8 protein-coding genes and 2 pseudogenes are annotated in these 16,785 nt (G+C 72.8%); 5 read left to right on the forward strand and 5 right to left on the reverse strand.

Translation table 11 applies throughout. The features are described from left to right. The first annotated feature begins 49 nt into the window (after positions 1-49). On the forward strand, positions 50-5,899 hold the full coding sequence (locus OG534_RS31775; RefSeq protein ID WP_442807258.1) for a TIR domain-containing protein: 5,850 nt from the start codon (positions 50-52) through the stop codon (positions 5,897-5,899). A 52-nt stretch (positions 5,900-5,951) separates the two neighbouring features. Here OG534_RS31775 and OG534_RS31780 read toward each other — a convergent pair whose 3' ends face one another. Both OG534_RS31780 and OG534_RS31785 read right to left on the reverse strand, forming a co-directional pair. After that, on the reverse strand, positions 5,952-6,962 hold the full coding sequence (locus OG534_RS31780; protein WP_326592618.1) for a DUF2278 family protein: 1,011 nt from the start codon (positions 6,960-6,962) through the stop codon (positions 5,952-5,954). A 34-nt stretch (positions 6,963-6,996) separates the two neighbouring features. Continuing rightward, a complete protein-coding gene (locus OG534_RS31785; protein ID WP_326592620.1) occupies positions 6,997-7,977 on the reverse strand; it encodes an endonuclease/exonuclease/phosphatase family protein in 981 nt (326 codons plus the stop codon). A gap of 276 nt (positions 7,978-8,253) precedes the next feature. Between OG534_RS31785 and OG534_RS31790 the strand changes: the two genes are divergently transcribed. The 3 genes from OG534_RS31790 (at position 8,254) to OG534_RS31800 (ending at position 12,953) form a co-directional block, all read left to right on the forward strand. Next, positions 8,254-9,513 (forward strand): hypothetical protein, encoded by a 1,260-nt coding sequence (locus OG534_RS31790; protein ID WP_326592622.1) that lies wholly within the window; start codon positions 8,254-8,256, stop codon positions 9,511-9,513. Beyond that, complete coding sequence (locus tag OG534_RS31795; RefSeq protein WP_326592624.1) at positions 9,510-10,736, forward strand: Dyp-type peroxidase; 1,227 nt, start codon at positions 9,510-9,512, stop codon at positions 10,734-10,736. The genes OG534_RS31790 and OG534_RS31795 overlap by 4 nt, the downstream gene beginning before the upstream one ends. A 339-nt stretch (positions 10,737-11,075) precedes the next feature. Beyond that, positions 11,076-12,953: a peroxidase family protein gene (locus OG534_RS31800; protein ID WP_326592625.1), complete on the forward strand. Its 1,878-nt coding sequence runs from the start codon at positions 11,076-11,078 to the stop codon at positions 12,951-12,953. 16 nt (positions 12,954-12,969) lie between these two features. Here the strand turns inward: OG534_RS31800 and OG534_RS31805 are convergent. After that, positions 12,970-13,251, reverse strand: a pseudogene (locus OG534_RS31805) (amidohydrolase family protein); the annotation flags it as partial. On the opposite strand from OG534_RS31805, the pseudogene OG534_RS31810 reads away from it, so the two are divergent. After that, positions 13,233-13,529: pseudogene (locus tag OG534_RS31810) on the forward strand (nitrate reductase); the annotation flags it as partial. The pseudogenes OG534_RS31805 and OG534_RS31810 overlap by 19 nt on opposite strands. A 135-nt stretch (positions 13,530-13,664) precedes the next feature. On the opposite strand, the gene OG534_RS31815 reads toward OG534_RS31810, so the two are convergent. Together OG534_RS31815 and OG534_RS31820 are read right to left on the reverse strand one after the other, a co-directional pair. Then, a complete protein-coding gene (locus OG534_RS31815; RefSeq protein WP_326592629.1) occupies positions 13,665-14,384 on the reverse strand; it encodes an LmeA family phospholipid-binding protein in 720 nt (239 codons plus the stop codon). Then, positions 14,381-16,708 (reverse strand): MMPL family transporter, encoded by a 2,328-nt coding sequence (locus OG534_RS31820; RefSeq protein WP_326592631.1) that lies wholly within the window; start codon positions 16,706-16,708, stop codon positions 14,381-14,383. Before OG534_RS31820 ends, OG534_RS31815 begins: the two co-directional genes overlap by 4 nt. Between the last annotated feature and the right edge of the window lie 77 nt (positions 16,709-16,785).

Raw genomic sequence — 16,785 nt, forward strand, 5'->3', positions numbered from 1 at the left:
GGGCCGAAGCGCCCACCCGCGGAGGTGGAACTCCTACCATGGATCCATGATGACGGACGGGCAATTCGGCGCTCCTGCAAGAGAGTTCGACTTCTTCATCAGCTACTCCCCGGCAGACGAACGATGGGCCGCATGGATCGCCTGGACCCTGGAGGAAGCCGGCTACCGCACGGTGGTGCAGGCCTGGGACTTCGTACCGGGAACCAACTTCATAGACTTCATGGACCGCGGCGTCAGCGAGTCCCTGGCCGTGATCGCCGTACTGTCCCGCCACTACGAGCGCTCCACCTACGGCCGCATGGAGTGGCAGGCCGCGCTCCGCGCATCGCCCGAGTCCCCCGAGCGGCGGCTGCTCACCGTCCGGGTGGACGAGATCCCGATCGAGGGACTGCTCGCCACGATCACCTACGTCGACCTGGTGGGCGTGGCCGACACCGACGCCGCCCGCTCCCTGCTGCTGAACCGGGTCGGGCAGGCCGTCGACGGGCACGCCCGCCCCGGCCGGCGGCCCGGCTACCCGGGGAGCGGAACGGGCCCCGTCCGGCATCCGGAGCAGCCGAACCCGGCGCGGCCGCAGCCGAGCGCGCTCGCCGGCCCCGGCTGGGCGGGCCGCCGCCGGCCCGCCAGGGCGCCGCTCTACCCGCAGGCCGCCGCGGCCGGCGCCGACCGCGCCCAGGACGCCGTGACCGTCCTGCACCTGGCGGGGCCCGACTTCGGGCGCGGCCGCGAACCCGACTCCCTCAGCCGGCAGATCCGCGGCGACCTCATCATGCTCAGGGACGCGGGAGCGCCCGCCCCCGACCTGATGGTGGTGACCGGGGACCTCACCGCGTCCGGCAGTCCCCGCGAATGCGACCAGGCCCTCAGCTTCCTCACCGCCTTACGGTCCCAGCTCGACCTGTCCCCCCAGCGGGTGATGGTCGTGCCGGGCGCGCAGGACGTGAACCAGGCCGCGTCCCTGGCGTACTTCCACACCTGCGAGGCCGACGAAGTCGCGCCGCAGCCTCCGTACTGGCCCAAGTGGCGCCACTACACCCGGCTCTTCCGCGGCCTCTACCAGGGCCTCGACACCGTCTTCGACAGCGATCAGCCCTGGACCCTCTTCCCCGTGCCCGAACTGAGCACGGTCGTCGCCGGATTCAACTCCTCCATGGCCTACAGCCACCGCCCCGAGGAGCAGTACGGATTCATCGGCCGCGACCAGGCCGCCTGGTTCGCCGAGGCCATGCGCAGGTACGAGGAGGAGGGCTGGCTGCGCATCGGCGCCCTGCGCCACCCCCTCACCGACGGCCGCCGCCCGGGCGACGCGGTCGGCGGCCCCGGCGGACTGAAGGACGCCGACACCTTCGCGCGGCTGGCCGCCCCGCGGCTGCACCTGCTGCTGCACGGCCCCACCGGCGGCCCGCGCACCCTCGCCGTGGACCCCAGCCGCACCCAGCTCGCCGGCGCCACGGGTGACCTGCCGCTCTTCGGCTCCGCCGCCCCCGCCCGGTTCCAGCTGCTCCGGGTCACCGCGGACGGCGTCACCCGCTGGGACGACCGGATCACGTCCGCGTGCGAGCGCTTCCCCGGCGCATGGAGGCAGACCCGCCGGGTCTTCCCCGTCCCCGAACTGCCGCCCGTCATCACCGTCGAGCGCACCCAGGGCAGGGAGCCCCTGGAGGATCCGGCCGCCGCGCTCGCCGAGCGGGTGAAGGAGATCTGCCGGGTGCGCAGGGAGGGCGTACTGCTGCGCGACGTCCCGCGCCGCGAACCGGGCGACATGCTCCAGATCATGGCCACCTGGCAGGAGCAGGAGGACGGCGTCGTCCGCCAGCAGCGCATCGCCGTCCACCCCGGTACCCCCACCGAGGAGGAACTCGACCGCTTCATCGCCCGGGTCCACGCGACAGACTCCGGCTCCGAGGCCGTCCTGGTGTACGCGGGCGACGCCCCCGCCGGCGGACTGCGGCGCCGGGCCGCCGGCCACGGCGTGCGGGTCGGCATGCGCAGCTTCATCGAGTTCCAGGGCCTGCTCGACCTCCGCGGCTACGTCGCCGCCCAGACCGCCCGGCTCAGCAGCAGCGAGCAGTACGCACCCGGCCTCTACCTGCCCCAGCGCTACCGCGACGCCGACCGCTCCGACGGCCAGGACCGTGCCGGCCAAGAACGTGACGGTCTCGTCGAGGAGCTGCTGGAACTCCTCGAGTCCGACCACGGCCGGTTCGTCCTGCTCCTCGGCGACTTCGGACACGGCAAGACCTTCGCCCTGCGCGAGCTCGCCCGCCGCATCTCCGAACAGCTCCCGCACCTGACACCGCTGCTGATCCCGCTCAACACCCTGGACCGCGCGCACAGCCTCGAAGGACTGGTCGCCGCCCACCTGGCCGGCCACGACGTCGACACCATCGACCTGCGCGCCCTGCGCTACATGCTCGCCCAGGGCCGCGTCGTCCTGCTCTTCGACGGATTCGACGAACTGGTCAACCGCGTCAGCTACGACCGGGCCGCCGACCACCTGCAGGTCCTCCTCGACGCCGCCGTCGACAACGCCAAGATCGTGGTCAGCAGCCGCACCCAGCACTTCAAGTCGCACGCCCAGGTCCTCACCGCGCTCGGCGAGCGCGTCGGACTGCTGCCGCAGCGCCGGATCCTGTCCGTCGAAGGCTTCACCCCGGCGCAGATCCGCTCCTACCTGGTGCGCAGCTACGGCGACGAGCGCGCGGCCGACCAGCGCTACCAGCTCCTGCGCAACATCCCCGACCTGCTGATGCTCTGCCGCAACCCCCGGCTGCTCTCCTTCGTCGCCGACCTCGGCCAGGACCAGCTGCGTGCGGTCGCCGGGGCCGGCCGTGCGCTCAGTGCGGCCCGGCTGTACGAGGACGTGTTCACCTCCTGGCTCGACTACGAGGAGCAGCGCGGCCAGGGCGGGCCCGGCGCCCCGCCCGGACTCTCCATCGACGAGCTGTGGGCGGCGGTGACCGCGCTGGCCTGGCGGCTGTGGGAGAGCGGCCGCAGCGCCCTGCGCCTCGACGAGCTCACCGAAACCGTGGCCACCACCCTCAGTGAACTCACCGAGTCCCCGCTCTCCCCGTCCGAGCGCGCCCAGGCGGTCGGCGCGGGCAGCCTGCTGGTCCGCAGCGACGACGGCGTCTTCCAGTTCATCCACGGCTCCGTCATCGAATGGCTGGTGGCGAGGGAAGCCGCACGCCAGCTCGCCCGCGGCCGGCACACCCTGCTCTTCGCACGCCCCCTCAGCCAGCTCGCGGTCGAGTTCTTCTGCGACCTCGCCGACCACGAGCGGTGCGCCCGGTGGGTGCGCGACGTCCTCGACACACCCGGGCGCGGAGTGAACGACGCGGCCCGCGCCAACGCCGTCCGGATCAGCGACCGGCTCCGGGTCCCGGCCAACGCCGACCTGCGGGGCGCCAGGCTGGCCGGCGAGGACCTCTCGCACCGCGACTTCTCCGGCGTCGACCTCACCGACGCCGATCTGACGGACGCCCGGCTGATCGGCGCCAACCTGTCGGGCGCCCTGCTGCGCGGCACCCGGCTCACCGGCGCCCGCCTCGACCGCGCCGACCTGAGCCGGGCCGACCTGACCGGGGCGAACCTGAGCCGGGCCCGACTGACCCGGGCCGATCTGCGGGGCGCCCTGCTGACCGGCAGCCGCTGGCACCGGGCCGCGCTCATCGACGTGACGATGGACGACGAGGTCAGGTCGGCCCCCGAGCTGGGGACCGCGGCGATCGCCCCCGGGATGCCGGTGGACGCCGGGTTCCGGCCGTCGGCGGTCGGCGTGCCGTACGGCTTCGGCATGCGCACCAGCCGCCTCCCCGAACCGATCGCGTACAGCACCGACGGCGAACTCCTCGCCGTCGGCAGCGAGGACGGCTCCATCCTGGTCTGCGGCGCCGACGACGGCCGGGCGGTGCGCACCCTCCAGGGGCACGAAGGGCGCGTGTACGCCGTGAAGTTCCGGCCGGACGTCCTCGCCACCGGGGGCTCCGACGGCACGGTGCGGCTCTGGGACCCGGTGACCGGAGCCTGCCGCCACATCCTGCGGATCCACCCCGACGGCGTGTGGCCGGTCTCCTTCGACGCGACCGGAACGCTGCTCGCCACCGGCGACCGCGAGGGCCTGGTCACCGTCTGGGACGTGGCCACCGGCCGGCCCGTGCACCGCCTGCCGGGCCACACCGCGCCCGTCTACACCGCCGTCTACAGCCCGGACGGCCTGCTGCTCACCGGCGACGCGACCGCGAAGATGCGGCTCTGGGACCTGAACACCGGGCACTGCGTGCGGGAGATGGACGGCCATCAAGGAGCCGTGTACCGCGCCCGGTTCAGTCCCGACGGCACGCTCTTCGCCACCGCCGACCGGGGCGAGGGCGGGCGGGGCGGCACCGTGCGGATCTGGCGGTCGGCCGACGCGCGGCTGCTGCACGAGTTCACCGGACACACCGGCCGTGTGTACGTCCTCGACTTCCACCCCGAGGGGAACCTCCTGGCCAGCGGCTGCACCGACGGCCAGGTGCGGCTCTGGGACCCCGTCGTGGGCACCCCCGCCGGCACCCTCGAACGGGGTACGGGCGCCGTCTACCAGGTGCTGTTCGGCGACGAGGGCAAGCTCCTGGCCGCCTGCGACAGCAACGGCGCGGTCCGGCTGTGGACGGTCACCGGCCGGCCGCACGGCTACACGATCGCCCTGCACCCCCAGCAGCCGGACGACCACCGCGGCACCGCCTGGGCGTGCGCCTTCCGGCCCGGCGACAGCCAGCTGCTCACCGTCGGCAACGACGGCGGCGCGCAGATCTGGGACTCCGCCACCGGCCAGGGCAAGCGCATCCTGCGCGGCCACGGCCGCCGGATCAGCGGTGTCGCCTTCAGCGCGGACGGCGCGCAGCTCGCGACGGCCGGCAACGACGGTGTCGTACGGCTCTGGGAGACGCGCACGGGGCGGCGTACCGAAGAGCTCTCCGGGCGCGGCGACCGGCTGGTCTCGGCGGCGTTCAGCCCCACCGACGCCATCCTGGCCACCGCCAGCAACGACGGCGACCTGTACCTCTGGGACCCGGTGGGCGGCCGCTACCTCAGGGAGCTCGACGCCGAGACGGAGCACGTCTGGGCGGAGGCCTTCAACGCCGACGGCACCCTGCTCGCCACCGCCAACGACGACGACTCCGTGCGCGTCTGGTTCCGTGCCACGGGCTCGCCCGTCGCCCATCTGACCGGACACCGGGGCCGGGTCCGCTCGATCGCCTTCCGCTCGGACGGCGACGTCCTGGCCACCGGCTGCGACGACAGCTTCGTACGGGTCTGGGAGGCCAGGAGCGGCCGCCGCGTGGCGGAACTCGGAGGGAGCACGGGACACGCCGACCGGGTGTACGGCGTCGCGTACGGCTCGGGGAGCGCATGGCTGGCGAGCGCGAGCTGGGACGGCACCGCCATCGTCTGGCGTGACGGGGACGCGAGCCTGCGGCTGCGCGGGCGCGGCGGACGGCTGTGGGCGGTGGCCGCCCATCCGGGCCGCCCGCTGCTGGCCACTGGGGGAGACGACCGCGCCGTCGGCCTGTGGAACGCCGAGACCGGCGAGCACGTCACCGACCTCGTCGGCCACACCGGCCGGGTCCTGTCCCTCGCCTTCGCCCCGGACGGAACGACCCTGGCGAGCGGCGGCGAGGACGGCACCGTACGGCTCTGGGACCTCCCCGCGGACGGCGGGCCGCCGTCGCTGCGCGCGACGCTGATGGGCATGGCGGGCGGCTGGGCGGCCCTGACACCGGCCGGCGGGTACAAGTACGAGGGCGATGTGGCCGGGGAGTTCTGGCACGTCGTGGGCATGTCCCGGTTCACCCCGGGGGAGCTCGACGCGTACCTGCCGGGCATCCACCGGCTCCCGCTCGGCGAGGAACTGTGACGGTGCGCCTCGACGGTCGTGGGAGCGAGGTGGGGCGTGCGGCCGCGGACCGTCAGAAGGAGACGGTCCAGCCTTCGCGCTGAGCCTGCTCCTCCGTGTACGAGACACCGTGGACCTTGAGTCCGGCGGGATCGAGCAGCGTGATGGCACCGCCGCGGTTGCCGAGTTCGAAGCCGTTCCCGCCGGAAACGGTCACGGTCCGGCCGGCCGCGACGGCCGCCGCGGGCAGCGCGAGCATGTGGTCCTCCGCGTCGGCCAGCATCCAGCCCTCGAGGTTGACCGGGGTGGGCGAGGCGTTGAGGAGCGTGATCGTCTCGCGCTCGGGCGCCGGGCCCGTGGGATTGACCAGCGCGGCCATGATGCGGACCGAGGCGTTGCGTTCGACGGGCCGCGGCTCCGCGGTCTCGATCCGGTGGCCGGTCTTCTCGTCGGTGTGCCAGGCCTGGGACTGGAAGGCCAGGAAGATGCCCACCCAGCGCGATTCGGACGGGAAGTGCATGAGCAGCCCGCCGTCCTGCCAGACTCCGTTGCTGGAGCTGAACTGGCCGACGCTGCCCTGGTTCATGTGCACGTCGTGCACGCCGTTGCCGGGCACGAAGTCGAACACCTTGTCGTTCTTGTTCCGTTCCGGGCCCCACCGCTCGCCGAAGACGTAAACGGCCACCGTGGGGTCGGTGGTGGCCCGGACCACGTAGTGGTCCAGCCGGTCGGACAGGTCATTGTCCTGTCCGGGCACGTCGGGCGGCAGCGGGCGCATGTCCTCCGGTGCGAACAGATTGCCGCGGATGAAGTCGAGGCTCGGCCCTCCGGGGCCCGGCGGCAGTTCGGTCCATCCGCTGCCCGCCTCCGGCAGGTTCCCGGTGACCGGGTGCCGGAAGTCTTCGTCGGCCAGGAACAGCAGCTCGGACGGCGCCTGCTGGGACAGGACGTTGATCGCCCCGCGGTAGTGGGTGCCGTCGTTGTCCGTGAGGTGCAGCTGGTAGTGCGGGGTGTCGTCGGGGGCGCCCTCGCGGCGCCGGGCGGCGATCCGGCAGGCCAGTACGCCGTAGTTCTTGAGAGGCATGGGTCATCACTCCGTTCGGGACCGCGAGGGAGGGTCAGAAGTCGAGGACCACCCAGGCGGGGTCGTGGTCCGATCCGTCGCCCGCGTGCTTGGTGCGCCGGTCGATGTGCGCGCTCTTGAACCGCGACTGGAGGCTCGGGCTGAGCCAGATCTGGTCGAAGAGCTCGTACTGGGCGGGCTTGCCGGACTCCTTGAACCGGTGGGTCCACGAGCCCGACGCCGGCGGGGGCGGATCGTCCGGCTTCGGTTCCCGGGTCTCCTCGGGGCAGGCCAGTGCCTCCTTCAGCGTCAGTTGCGCGGACGGTGCGGCGAGCGGCGCGAGAGTCGGCGACTCCGGCGTGTCGTTCATGTCGCCCAGCACGATGAACCGCCCGTCGGGGCGGGTGCGTGCCGCGACGATCCTGGCGACGGTCTGCGCCTGCAGGGTGCGGCGGCGGTCGGCCAGGATCTTGCCCACCAGGGGGTCCATCGTGTGCTCCACGAACTGGCTCTTGAGGTGATTGTTGAAGACCGTCAGCAGGGGCCGGTCCGGGTCGCGCGGATCCAGGATGTCGACTTCCAGCAGGTCCCGGCTGAACACCCGGTCGCCGGGTTCCTCGGGATGGACCGCGTGCTGCCAGGAGGTGACGGCCCCGACCGGGAACTTGGACAGGACGGCGAGGTCGATCAACCGGGGGTCGTTGCCTTCGATCAGGGACAGGTGCTTGTAGGACTCGCCGAGATGCCGGGCGACGAAGAACCGCAGGGTGTCGATGTCCTCGACCTCCTGCACCGCGAGCACATCGAGGTCCATCCCGACGATGCGCCGGGCGAGCGTCACCTGTTCCTCGTGGCTGATCCCCTTCACCAGTTTCCCCTTGTAGGTGCGGATGCGCACCTTCTCGGGGTCCTCGAACACGTAGGTGGACGTCAACTGGCCGTCCTGCTCGTTCGGCAGGATGGCCTCCACCTCGGCCCGGAAGTTGAACCGCGAAAACAGATTGTTCAGATTGAACGTTCCCACCGTGACATCCATGCCGACCTCCAGGATCAGCGGATTCGCCCCGATACACATCGAGCGTAGCCCTCCCGGATCCGGGCCGCCGCTCCGCGGCGCGGCGGTCAACTGCTCCGGGTTCACCCATCCCGTGACGCCAGGTCAGCCGGCGCGGCCGGCGGTGGAGATCGGGTCGATTTCAGGCTTTCACGAGACATGCGTGCACACGGTGCGTTACGATGAACACGCTCAGTGACGGTCCTTTCGTGCCCTACGTCACCTGCGGGGCCTCGTGTCCCGCCGGGAGGTGTCAGCATGCCCTCGTCCTTCTCTGCCCCTGGACTGGCCGACGATCTGCCGGACGACGTCCTCGACCACTGGAACCGAGCGATCGACGCGGAGTTCGCACGCCTCGAAAGCCTGGGAAGCGCCTACTTCACGCTCGAACCCGCCGATCCCGCCGCCGAACGGGTCGCCGTGACCTGGTTCGGAGCCCCGGCCGAACCGGAGTTCTGCTTCGACCGGGCGACGGCCGCCCAGCTGTCGGACTGGGGCGTCCGCGGGCGCCGGGCCCTGCACAACGAGTACTGCGAGTACGCGGTCGTCACCGCGCCGGACAGCCAGGGCCGCCTGCGCCCCAAGCGGGTGCAGGTGACCACCGAACTGCCGGAGTACTACCAGGTGCTCGCCGAGCAGGCGCCGGACCTCCTGCGCGAGATCGTGACCGACACGCTGGGAACCGAGCCGCGCTGGCAGGAGCTGTACGGACCCTCGGTCGCGGACCCCAAACCGCTCAGCCCGAAGCAGCGCCGCGTCGCCTTCGCCCGTCAGGTGGCCGGCCACGGATCGCACGGGGACCTCGTCAACGCCGGCGTCCCGGCCGCACCCACAGGCTCCCTCAACGCGGTCAACGCCCTGTTCATGGCGCATCCCATCAACGGACTCGACGATCTGATCTACATCGTCATGTTCGGCGCGAAGCCCTATGCCCGCCGGACCGCGGCGGGCGTCCTCGAAAAGGCGGGGCGCGACCAGATCTTCCGGCAGGAAGCCGGCCTCGAAGCCCTGGCCTGCCGGCACGCCGACCCCGCGGCCGCCCTCGCCGCGGCGGGCGCCGCCTTCGACGGGCGCACCGTGTCCTTCGCCGACCCGCTCGGCATGTACATCCACCAGTTCACCTCCGAGGTCTTCCTCTTCGAGGGCGGTCCCGTCCCGGACGCGTGGATCCGGCTGGGGCGCGGGCGACAGGGGCTGCACCAGCGGCTGGAGTTCGGACCGGCCGACGACGATCCGCACTTCCTCGACGAGATCACCGTGGTGGAGGGCGCGTTGGAGGAACCGCTGACCGGTGGCTACCAGGTCGTGCGCCAGGTGCAGGTGGGCCCGGTGGTCGCCATCGGCGCGCCGACGACCGTACCGCCGGCCGACTTCGTCGAACTGCCCGACTCTCCCGGGCCCATCCGCTGCCGGGAGGCGTCCGTCTGCAGCGTCACGGTCGGGCCGCTCAAGGAAGCCTTCGACGCCGAGAGCGGGCAGCCGGGGCCGGTGGGAGGTCTGCGGGGTGGTGGCCGGTGAGCACCCTCCAGCAGGGCATCTACCACGGACCCGCCCGCCGCCCGCCCGGCCACTTCGCGCTGGTGTTCCTGCGGGCCGACCCCGGGGCCGACGCCGCCGCCGTCGACACCGCGCTGCGCGGGATCACCGGGATGCTGCGCGGCCTCGCCGACGGCAGGGTGCCCGAGCTGCCCGGCCACCCGGTGCCGACGGGCGAGCTGGAGTTCCTGCTCGGCTTCGGCCCGAAGGCCTTCGCGATCCCCGACGTCAAACACCCGTGCCCCGACGCGCTCGGCCCGCGGTTCCTGTTCCGTTCCCCCCGCCCCACCGGGGGCGGGCCGCTGCTGGTCGGCGGGGGCCTGCCGTACGCGGCGGACATCGTCCACAACGACGCCACGGAGGAGTTCTGCGTCCAGTTCACCGCGCAGAGCCAGCTCGCGGTCTCCCGCGCCGTGGTGGAGCTGTGGAAGCTGCTGAGCGGAGGACGGGACCGCGACACGGGGTCGGGGACGCTGGAGATCGCGGGCATCCAGACCGGGTTCCAGCGTGACGACCGGCGCAGCTGGATCGGGTTCCACGACGGCGTGTCCAACCTGGCGAGCCACGAGCGGGAAGGCGTCATCAGCATCGGGGAGTCCGAGGCCGGCCAGGACAGCTGGACCGTCGGCGGCACGTACCTGGTCTTCCTGCGCCTCGCCGTCGACCTCACCCAGTGGCACCACCTGCCCCGGGCGGAACAGGAACTGCTGGTCGGCCGGGACAAGCTCACCGGAGCCCCGTTGACCGGCAGGGATGCGGCGGGCCGGCCCGTACCGGCCCCGGGCTGCCCGGTCACCGGCACCACCGAAGTCACCCAGGAGGGCAACGAGGACTTCATCCAGCCGGGTCCCGTCTCCGACCCGGTGCTGCTCGCCTCGCACGTGCGCCGGGCCAATCTGGGCACCAACGATCCGGATCTGGGCGGTTCGCTGCGGGTGTTCCGCCAGGGGTACGAGTTCTTCGAACCGGTCGCGACCGCACCCGGGTTCCGGGTCGGGCTGAACTTCGTCAGCTTCCAGGACAGCCCCGACCGGGTCCTGCGCATCCTCACCCAGCGCGGCTGGCTGGGCAGCGTCAACTTCGGCGGGCAACCCGGGCCGGACGGACCGGCCGGCCGCCTGCTGGCCGTACGGGCGGGCGGTACGTACCTCGTTCCGCCCGTACGCGAGGACGCGCCCTATCCGGGCGCCGAGGTCTTCGGCTAGATCCGTGAAGGCGGAGGAGACGGAGGCAGGAGGGCGGAGGGCGGAGGACGACGCGCTGCAGGGGCGCCCCCGGGCATCCCGGAGGCCGGCATACGCGTGTGAAGATCGCCATCGGGGCCGTGCACCGTCCGCGCCCGGCCGGCTGGGCGCGCGGTGCGGCCGCCCATGCCATAGCGTCGTACCTGTGGCAGCGCTGCGATGCCCGGTGTGCGGACCGCGGTCCCCGGCGTCGAGCTGCCGCTCCTCCACCCTCCAGGCTGCGGACGAAACCCGGCCGGGCGCTGCCCGTCGGCACGCACCTGCCCCCCGCCCGAACCAGACGCCGGAAGGCATTCCACCATGCGTAGAGCTCCCCACGGCTCCGCGGACGGCAAGACGCCGCAGGACGCCGATGACACCGGCACCACCTCATGGTTCGTGCAAGTGCACGACAAGCTGGCGCTGGCCGCCGACCGCAGGATCGGCTGGCAGAACCTGCCGACCCCGCTCGGCCTGCTGGCCCTGATCGGCCTGCGCAACCAACTGCGCCGCGAGAACCTGTTCGACACCACCGCCTACCCGGCGCGGAACCTGCCGCCCCTCGGACCGCCGGACCCGCGGCACCTCACCGAACGCACCGCCGACGGCACCTACAACGACCTGGCGAACCCGCGCATGGGCATGGCCGGTTCGCGCTTCGGCCGCAACGTCCCACCGGAGCGGAACTTCCCCGAGCCCGAGCCCGACATCCTGTCCCCCAACCCGCGCGAGGTGAGCCGCGCCCTCCTCACCAGGACCCGGTTCATCCCCGCCGAATCCGTGAACGCCCTGGTGGCCGCCTGGCTCCAGTTCATGATCCGGGACTGGGTCAGCCACGGCACGGGCAGCGCGGACCGCTCCTGGCGGGTCGAGCTGCTCGACGACGACCCGTGGCCGGAGCGGCCGATGCTCGTACCGCGGACCGTGCCCGACCCGACCCGCCCCGACGGTGCGGACGGGGCTGACGGTGCCGACGGCCTTCCGCCGACGTACATCAACGAGAAGTCGCACTGGTGGGACGCCTCCCAGCTGTATGGCGACGACCTGGCGGCCCAGCGGGAGCTGCGCGCGGGCGAGGACGGCAAGCTCAGGGTCCCCCACAACGGCGCGCTGTTCTCGGACGACCCCGAACGGGACCCGGCGAACGTCCCCGGGTTCTGGGTGGGCCTCGCCCTGATGCACACCCTGTTCATCCTGGAGCACAACGCCATCTGCGACCGGCTGCGCGCCGAGTACCCCGGATGGTCGGACGAGGAGCTCTTCCAGCGGGCGCGGCTGATCAACGCGGCGCTCATCGCCAAGATCCACACCATCGAGTGGACCCCCGCCGTCATCAGCCACCCGACGACCGCCACCGGCATGCGCGCCAACTGGTACGGGCTGCTGGGCCGGCGGGTGCACCGGCTGCTCGGCCGGCTCAGCGAGAGCGAGGTGCTCAGCGGCATCGCCGGCGGGCGCACCGACCACTTCGGCGTCCCGTACGCCCTCACCGAGGAGTTCGTGGCCGTCTACCGGATGCATCCGCTGGTCCCCGACGACTGGAGCTTCCGCTCGGTCGCCGACGACTCCCTCCTGCAGGAGGCGACCTTCGAGGAGCTGGCGGGCCGGCACGCCTACGAGATCCTCGGCAAGCACACCCTGGCGGACCTCTTCTACTCCTTCGGCACCGCGCACCCGGGCCTGGTCACCCTGCACAACTACCCGCGGTTCCTCCAGGAGTTCCGGCGTCCGGACGGCAAGCTGATGGACCTCGGCGCGGTCGACGTCCTGCGGATCCGGGAGCTCGGCGTACCCCGGTACAACGAGTTCAGGCGCCGGCTGCACCTCGCCCCGGCGAAGGACTTCGACTCGCTCACGGACGATCCGGCCTGGGCCGAGGAACTGCGCCGCGTGTACGAGGACGACATCGAACGCGTCGACCTCATGGTGGGCCTGTTCGCCGAGCCCCGGCCGAAGGGCTTCGCCTTCAGCGACACGGCCTTCCGGATCTTCATCCTCATGGCGTCCCGCCGGCTCAACAGCGACCGGTTCCTGACCCGGGACTACACACCCCAGGTCTACACGCAGGCCGGTCTCGACTGGATCGAGGACAACACCATGGCCAGCGTGCTGCTGCGGCACTTCCCGCAACTGCGCCCGGCGATGAAGTCGGTGGACAACGCGTTCGCCCCCTGGAAGACGACGGGCCCCTCGCGGTGACCGTCCCCGGGACGGGTCACAGACTCCGGTCCCGGTGGGTGGTCCGGCCGTCGAGGACGGTGAGCAGGACGGGCAGGTCGGGCAGGTCGGCGGCGCGCGTGGTGAGCGGGCTGTCGGCGAGGACGGTGAGGTCGGCGCGGTAGCCGACGGCGATCCGGCCGGCCACGTCCTCCTCGCCCGCCGCGCGGGCGGCGTTCACGGTCATGCCCTGCAGGGCCTCCAGGGCCGTGAGCGCCTGCTCGGGGCCGTGCGGGGGCCGGCTGAGGTCGCGGCTGGGCGTACGCCACCGACATCGTGCTGCGCCGCTGCCGCTACGACGGCCCCGCCCTCTCGGACGAGACCCCGCGGAGCCCCTTCTGGTACACGGGCGGCGTCAACCGGTCCGGCGCCCTCGCGCTCCTGACGGGTGTGACCGCGGCCTCCCTCTGCGTCAACACCCTCTACACCGGCCCGATCGCCGGCGCCCTCGGCGGCGTGGACCTCTCCCTGCCGGCCGGCCTGCTCGTCGCGGCGTCCCTCTACGCGGCCCTGATGCGCAAGGACCGCACGGTGCTCGCCGCCCGGGCGCAGGCATGAGCGGCCGTACGGTGCTGCGCCTCGCGGGGGACGTCACGGCGCCGGGCCCCGGCGCCGGGTGAAGCCGGCGCCGAGGCCCTGGGCCTTTCCGGCCGAGACCTGATCCCGTAGGCGTCAGGTGTCAGCTGTCAGGCGTCAGGTGCCGGGCAGGGTGCTGGGGCCGCCCGTCAGGGAGACGTGGAGGCCGTCCGGCCGGACGTCCACGGACGTGGCCTTGAGCCCGAGGGGGTAGTCCTTCGGGGCCCCGGCCTCCGGTGCCAGGGCGCCGTTGCCCGTCCCGAACCGGTCGGTGGGAACGGAGCGGCCGAACACGGTGAGGCCGTCGACGGCGAGCGTGACCTTCCCGTCCGCGAGGACGGGACGCAGCGTCAGCTGTCCGGCGCCGCCCGGGCCGACGGCGGCCAGGATGGTGCCCGTCGCCGGGTCGGTGGTGACCGCGCTCACCGGTACGGACGGCGCGGCGCTCCGGATCGCGGCGGCGAGGGACTGCGTGGAGGCGGTCACCCGGGCGTGGGCGCCGGCGACGGTGGCCCGGTCGCCGAGGCGGACGTCGTCGAGTCGTGCACGGACGCGGACGTGGGGGAGCGGTCCGAGGCGGGCGTCGTCGCTGCTGATGTCGATCCGGGGGATGCTCGCCTGCGCCAGGTCCCACAGGGCCCAGTCGCCGGCCACGCCGACCGCGAGGGTGCCGCCGAGGGCGGGTGCCGCTTTCGCTATCCGGTTCTCGATCATGTTGCGGGCCGTCAACTCGCCCGCGCCGGCGGCGACGACGGTCACCAGGGCCACGGCCGTCGTGACGGTGAGGACGAGGTGGCGGCGCAGGGCTGTCCTGGTCTTCGTCAGGCGCTGTGTCATCGCCGGTCTCCTCGGGAGGGCGCAAGGTCGGGTGCGGACGGGGAGTCGGACGGGGAGTCGCGGCGGGAGCCGGACGGGGAGGTGGATGAGGAGTCGGGCAGGGCGTCCGACGAGAGGTCGGGCGAGGAGGCGGGTGCGGCGGCGGGTGCGGCGGCGGGCCCTTCCGGGTCGAGGTGCGGAAGGAGCCGGTCCAGCCAGGCCGGGAGCCACCAGTTGGCGCGCCCGAAGAGGTACATGGACGCGGGCACCAGGAGCAGGCGGACCACGGTGGCGTCGATGACGACGCTGACACCGAGGCCCAGGGCGAGCATCTTGACGGCGACGTTCGTGGAGAGCAGGAACGCCAGGAAGACACTGGTCATGATCAGCGCCGCGCAGGTGATGACGCGGGCCGTGGCGGCGAGGCCGGTGGCGACGGCCAGGTGGTTGTCCCCGCTGCGCAGCCACGTCTCGCGGATCCGGGAGAGCAGGAAGACCTCGTAGTCCATGGAGAGCCCGAAGACGATCGCGAACATCATCATCGGCACGTACGACTCGACGGGCACCTTCTCGGTGACGCCGAACAGCGCGCCGCCCCAGCCCCATTGGAAGACCGCGACGACCACGCCGTAGGCGGCGGCGATGGAGAACAGGTTGAGCACGGCGGCCTTGAGCGCGACCAGCGGGCTGCGGAAGACGGTGAGCAGCAGCAGGAACGCGGCGCAGACGACCACGCCGATGATCAGGGGCAGTTTGGCGGAGAGGGTGTCCGTGAAGGTCTGGGTGGCGGCGGCGGTGCCGGTGACGTAGCCGGTGGCACCGGTGCCCGACAGCGCCTGCGGCACCGTGTCGTCCTGCAGGGTGTGGATCAGGTCGGTGGTCGCCCTGTCCTGCGGTCCGGTATCGGGGGTGACCGTGGTGATGAGGAGCACCTGGTCGGGGCTGGGGGCCGGGGGCGTCACGGAGGCGACGCCCGGCACGGCGGCCAGACTGCGCCGGAGCGAGGTGGCGAGGTCCTGGCGCAAGGCAGGATCGGCGACCTGCCGGCTGTCGAGATGGACGACGACGGTGAGCGGGCCGTTGGCGCCGGGGCCGAAGCCCTCGGTGATCAGGTCGTAGGCGCGGCGGTCGGTCCGGCTGGTGGACTGCGCCCCGGCGTCGACGTGGCCGAGCTGCAGGGAGGCGAGCGGGAGGGAGAGGACGCCGAGCAGGAGCAGGCCGCTGACCAGGAAGAGCCAGGGCCGCCGGCTGACCCGGACGGCCCAGCGGTGCCAGACGTCCGCCTCGCCGGTGGGTTCGGCGACCGGCGTGCGCACGTGGAGGCGGTCGATGCGGCGGCCGAGCAGACCGAGCAGCGCGGGAGTCAGGGTCACGGTCGCGGCGGCGGCCACGACGACGCTGAGCCCGGCCGCGACGCCGAGGGTGGCGATGAAGCCCACGCCCGAGACGCACAGCCCGCCGAGGGCCATGGCGACCGTGGCGGCGGCGACCAGCACGGCCCGCCCGCTGGTGGCGACCGTGTGCCCGACCGCCTCGGAGGGTTCCGCTCCGGCGTGCAGCAGGGCCCGGTAGCGGGTGGCCAGGAAGAGCGCGTAGTCGATGCCGACCCCGAGGCCCATCATCGCGGCGAGGGTCGGGGAAGCCTGGCCGAAGCCGAAGTGTCCGGCGAGCAGTCCGAGACCGGCCAGGCTGACGGCCAGGCCCAGCACGGCCGTCAGCAGCGGAAGACCGGTGGCGGCGACGCTGCCGAAGCCGATCAGCAGGACGAGCACCGCGACCGCGAGACCGATGGCCTCCGAGGTGTGGTCGGCGGATTTCGGTGTGGCCAGCTCCCCGAGCGGGGCCCCGTACTCGACGGTGACGTGGTCGGCGCGCAGCGGCTGCACGGCGGCGTCGACCTCGGTGAGGTAGGAGGGGTCGAAGGTCGCCGGGTTGCTGCTGAACCGGACAGTCATCTGGGCGGTGCCGCCGTCCGCGGAGACCGCGCCGGGGGTGGTGAGCGGGTCCGCCACCGACAGGACGTCCGGCAGCCGGCCGAGGTTGGCGACGGCCGCGTCGATCGCCTCGCGGTGACCGGTGACCGGACCCCCGTCGGACGTGATCACGATGGGGGCGGCCGTGCCACCGGACCCGCTCGTGTGGGCCTTGAGCAGGTCGGCGCCGGTCTGGGTACTGGTTCCGGGCAGCGAGAAACTGTCGGCGAAGCTGCCGCCCCACGTGTGGTTGGCCAGCCCGAGGCCGACGAGGAGCAGGACCCATACGGCGATGACCCGCCAGGCGTGCCGGGCACACCAGCGCCCGCTCCGGTGGAGCAGTCCGGGCCCTGCGGCCGATTGAGTGTTCATGGGGCCCCACTGTGCGCGGTGTGTGTAAGGGGGCCGTTGGCGCATTGTTCGGGGGATGTACGGGCGGGGGCGCCGGC

Source organism: Streptomyces sp. NBC_01294 (assembly GCF_035917235.1).
GTDB lineage: Bacteria > Actinomycetota > Actinomycetes > Streptomycetales > Streptomycetaceae > Streptomyces > Streptomyces caledonius.